Raw genomic sequence first — 4,563 nt, forward strand, 5'->3', positions numbered from 1 at the left:
TACCCGCCGCCCGCCGGTGCGTACCCGCCCCCGGCCGCCTCCTACCCGCCGCCCGCCGGCGGCTACGGGCAGCCCGCCGCGGCGCAGAGCGCCGACATCGGTCAGGCGTTCAGCTACGGCTGGGCCAAGCTGTGGCAGAACGCGGGGCCGTTCATCCTCGCCAGCGTGATCTACGTCATCGGCCTGAGCATCATCGGGGTGCTCTTCTACTTCGCGCTGTTCGCCGGCGCGATGGCCACGACCCAGCTCAACTCCGACGGGACCTACAGCTCGTCGAACGTCGGGTTCTCCGCAGTCGGCAGCCTGTCGACCGGTGTCTTCGTCCTCATCATGGTGCTGCTCAGCTACCTGATCCAGGCGGGGTTCATCCGCGGGGCGCTCAACGTCACCTACGGCCGACCGGTGGTGCTCGGTGACTTCTTCAAGTTCACCGACTTCGGCCGGATCGTCGTCGCGGCCCTGCTCACCGGCGTGATCGTCGGGATCGGCTCCGCGCTGTGCTACCTGCCGGGCATCGTCGCGGCGTTCTTCCTGCAGTTCACGCTGTTCTTCGTCATCGACAAGGGCCTGGGCGCGGTCGACGCGCTCAAGGCCAGCTTCGAGCTCGCGAAGAACAACGTCGGCCCCGCGGTGCTGCTGCTGCTCGTGGTCTACGTGATCCAGTTCGTCGGCTCGCTGCTGTGCGGCATCGGCTACATCGTGTCGCTGCCGCTCGGCTTCCTGGTGTCGGCCTACATGTACCGCAAGCTGCTCAACGAGCCCGTCGCGCCCTGACCTGGTTCGCCCCGGCGCCCCTCGCACCCGTGCGGTGCGGGGGGCGCCGTCGTGCTGGGGCGAGCAGGGGAGAAGAGCGGCGGTCGACGCTGACCGTCAGGCGGTGACGAAGTCGATGAGCTCCTCGACCCGGCCCAGCAGCGCCGGCTCCAGGTCGGCATAGCTGCGCACCGACCCCAGGATGCGCTGCCACGCCCGGGCGACGTCCTGCGGCCCGTCGGCCGGCCAGCCGATCTCGCGCAGCACCCCGACCTTCCACTCGGTCCCGCGCTCGATCGTCGGCCAGGCGGCCAGCCCGACACGCTGCGGGCGGACGGCTGCCCACACGTCGACCCAGGGGTGGCCCAGCACGAGCACGGTGCCGGGCGGCGCCGCGCGGACCGCCTCGGCGGCGATCCGGCTCTCCTTGGTCCCCGCGACCAGGTGGTCGACCAGCACCCCGAGCTTGCGGCCGGGCCCGGGCGCGAACGCCCGCACCGCCGCGGGCAGGTTGTCGGCGCCGTCCAGCGGCTCGACCACGACGCCCTCGATCCGCAGGTCGTCACCCCACACCCGTTCGACCAGCTCGGCGTCGTGGCGGCCCTCGACCCAGATCCGGGAGGCCCGGGCGACGCGGGCCTTGGCACCGGCGACCGCTCGTGAGCCCGACGCGGTCCGGCCGGGTGCGGCGGGGGCGGCCGCCCGCACCGGGGGGACCAGCACGACGGGCTGGCCGTCCACCCAGAACCCGGCGCCGAGCTCGAACGTGCGGGTGCGGCCCCGACGGTCCTCGAGCACCACGACGTGCTGTCCACCGGACTTCTCGACCCGCACCACGGCACCCACCCAGCCGGTCGTCACGTCCTCGACGACCAGGCCCCGTTCGGCCGGGACCGGTGTCGCGGTGCGGGCGGGACGGTGGTGGCTGGTGCGGCTGCCCGGCGCCAGCACGTCCGGGCCGTAGCGATCGGTGCTCACCGGCGCACTCTAGGTCGCGGCCCGGCGTGGCCCACGGCGGGCGCGCCGGGCTCGACGATGGTCCGCCACCCCGGCGTAGGATTGGCACTCGGAAGGTGTGAGTGCTACCGCTCGCGACGGTCACGTCCGGGGCGGCGCACCACGGACGTGACCGGGCGACGAGAGGTGGACGGCGGTGGCAGTGGGCGACGACCGACGGCTGGACGTGCTGCGCGCCATCGTCGAGGACTACGTGGCCACCCGTGAACCCGTCGGGTCGCGGGCGCTGTCCGAGCGGCACCGGCTCGGGGTGTCCCCGGCCACCATCCGCAACGACATGGCCGCCCTGGAGGACGCCGGGCTCATCGTCCAGCCGCACACCTCCGCCGGCCGGGTGCCCACCGACAAGGGGTACCGCACCTTCGTCGACCAGCTCGCCCAGGTGCGCGCCCTGTCGGCGGCCGAGCGGCGGGCCATCGGCACGCTGCTCGAGGACGCCGTCGACCTGGACGACGTCGTGGACCGTGCGGTCCGGCTGCTCGCCCAGCTCACCCACCAGGTGGCGGTCGTGCAGTACCCGTCACTGCGCCGGTCGGCGCTGCGGCACGTCGAGCTGGTCCCGGTCGGCGCGCGTCACCTGCTCGTCGTCATCATCACCGCGACCGGGCGGGTCGAGCAGCGCACCCTCGAGCTCGCGCAGGACGTGGACGAGGACGCCGTCGCGCGGCTGAGGCTGCACCTCAACGCCGTGGCCGTCGGGCTGCGGCTGTCCGACCTCGACGGGGTCCGCGACTCGCTGGCGTGCCAGCTCGGCGAGGCCGAGCGGCTGCTGGTCGAACCTGTGGTCACCGTGCTCGCCGAGACGTTGGCCCAGGAGAGCGAGGAACGGCTCGTCGTGGCCGGCACCGCCAGCCTGGCCCGCACGGCGCCGGCGGACTTCGCCCGCAGCATCGGCCCGGTGCTCGAGGCGCTCGAGGAGCAGGTCGTGCTGCTCAAGCTGCTCAGCGAGATGGCCGAGGACGGGTCGGCGGTCGCGGTGCGGATCGGCCGGGAGAACCGGCACGAGGGCCTGGTCGAGACGTCCGTCGTGTCCACCGGCTACGGTGACGGACACGCCGTCGCCCGGATCGGATCGGTCGGCCCGTTGCGCCAGGACTACCCGGGGACCATCGCCGCCGTCCGCGCCGTCGCCCGGTACCTCACCCGGATCCTCGCAGGCTGAGCACCCGGCCCACCACCGGCCCCGTGACCGGGGCCCTGCGAACCAGGCCCCGCGACTAGGCAAGGAGCACCCCCACCTGTGAGCGACTACTACGGCGTCCTCGGCGTCCCGCGGGACGCAACTCCCGAGCAGATCAAGAAGGCGTACCGCAAGCTCGCCCGGGAGCTGCACCCCGACGTCGCCGGCGACGACCCGAGCGCCGGGGAGCGGTTCAAGGACGTGAGCCGCGCCTACGACGTGCTCGGCAACGCCGAGAAGCGCCGGATGTACGACCTTGGCGGCGACCCGTCCACCCCCGGTGGCGCGGCCGGCGGGAGCTTCGGTTTCCAGGACATCTTCGAGACGTTCTTCGGTGCGGCGACCGGCGGCCAGCGCGGGCCGGTGCCCCGGGCGCGCCGCGGCCAGGACGCGCTCGTGCGGCTCGACCTCGACCTCGTCGAGACCACCTTCGGGGTGCACCGCGAGGTGCCGGTGGACACCGCCGTGGTCTGCCCGACCTGCCAGGGCAGCTGCTGCCGGCCGGGCACCAGCCCGCGTACGTGTGAGGTCTGCGGCGGTCGCGGTCAGGTGCAGCGGGTGGCGCGCTCGTTCCTCGGCCAGGTGATGACGAACCAGCCCTGCCCGGCCTGTCACGGCTTCGGCACCGTCATCCCCGAGCCGTGCACCGAGTGCTCCGGCGAGGGGCGCGTGCGCGCGCGTCGGACGCTGCAGGTGGACGTGCCCGCCGGGGTGGACACCGGTACCCGCATCAAGCTCACCGGCCAGGGCGAGGTCGGTCCGGCCGGCGGTCCGGCCGGTGACGTGTACCTCGAGGTGCGCGAGCGCCGGCACGAGACGTTCACCCGGGACGGAGACGACCTGCACGCCACGCTGCCGGTCCCGATGACCGCGGCTGCGCTCGGCACCGTCCTCACCCTCGACACCCTCGACGGGCCGCAGGAGGTCGACCTGCGCCCCGGCACCCAGCCGGCCCAGGTGATCACTCTGCGCGGCCTGGGGGTCGGGCACCTGCACGGCGCGGGCCGTGGTGACCTGCACGTGCACGTCGACGTCCAGGTGCCGCTTCCGGCCGACGACCAGCAGGTCGAGCTGCTGCGCCAGCTGGCCGCCCTGCGCGGCGAGGAGCGGCCGGAGGCACGGCTCGCCGCAGCCGGCACCGGTGTGTTCGCCAAGCTCCGCGACAAGCTCGCCGGACGGTGAGCGCGCCGGTCTTCCTCGTCGAGCCCGGCGAGCTGGCCGACGTGCCGGTCGGCGGCACGTTCCGGCTGCAGGGCGCCGAGGCGCGGCACGCGGGGGTCGTGCAGCGGCGCGGGCCCGGTGAGCGGATCGACCTGTGCGACGGCTGCGGGACGCGTGCGCTCGGGAAGGTCGTGACGGCCGGGTCCGACGGCGTCGTCGTCGAGGTGCTCGACCTGGTCGCCGAGCCCGCGCCGCGCCCCACGCTGGTGCTCGTCCAGGCCCTCGCCAAGGGGGACCGGGACGAACGCGCCATCGAGGCGGCGACCGAGGTCGGGGTCGACGCCGTGCTGCCGTGGCAGGCCCGGCGCTCGGTCGTGGTCTGGCGTGGCGAGCGGGCCGCCAAGTCCCGTGCGCTGTGGCTGGGCACCGTGCGCGCGGCGGCCAAGCAGTCC

5 protein-coding genes are annotated in these 4,563 nt (G+C 74.1%); 4 read left to right on the plus strand and 1 reads right to left on the minus strand.

All coding sequences use genetic code 11. The features are described from left to right. A partial coding sequence (locus F2B26_RS14615; RefSeq protein ID WP_159810603.1) for a DUF7847 domain-containing protein occupies positions 1–774 on the plus strand: 774 nt, incomplete at its 5' end. Between the two features lie 96 nt (positions 775–870). On the opposite strand, the gene F2B26_RS14620 is transcribed toward F2B26_RS14615, so the two are convergent. After that, positions 871–1,731 carry a DUF3097 domain-containing protein gene (locus F2B26_RS14620; protein ID WP_159810605.1) on the minus strand — a complete coding sequence of 287 codons (861 nt, stop codon included), beginning with the start codon at positions 1,729–1,731 and terminating at the stop codon, positions 871–873. A gap of 181 nt (positions 1,732–1,912) precedes the next feature. Here F2B26_RS14620 and hrcA point away from each other — a divergent pair, with 181 nt between their 5' ends. The 3 genes from hrcA to F2B26_RS14635 all read left to right on the plus strand — a co-directional run. After that, complete coding sequence (hrcA, locus tag F2B26_RS14625; protein WP_159810609.1) at positions 1,913–2,932, plus strand: heat-inducible transcriptional repressor HrcA; 1,020 nt, start codon at positions 1,913–1,915, stop codon at positions 2,930–2,932. Between the two features lie 78 nt (positions 2,933–3,010). Beyond that, complete coding sequence (gene dnaJ / locus F2B26_RS14630; protein WP_159810607.1) at positions 3,011–4,132, plus strand: molecular chaperone DnaJ; 1,122 nt, start codon at positions 3,011–3,013, stop codon at positions 4,130–4,132. Then, positions 4,129–4,563 (plus strand): RsmE family RNA methyltransferase (locus F2B26_RS14635; RefSeq protein ID WP_201292761.1); only part of this gene is annotated, 435 nt, incomplete at its 3' end. The genes dnaJ and F2B26_RS14635, both read left to right, overlap by 4 nt.

Source organism: Cellulomonas citrea, from assembly GCF_009829685.1.
GTDB lineage: Bacteria > Actinomycetota > Actinomycetes > Actinomycetales > Cellulomonadaceae > Cellulomonas > Cellulomonas citrea.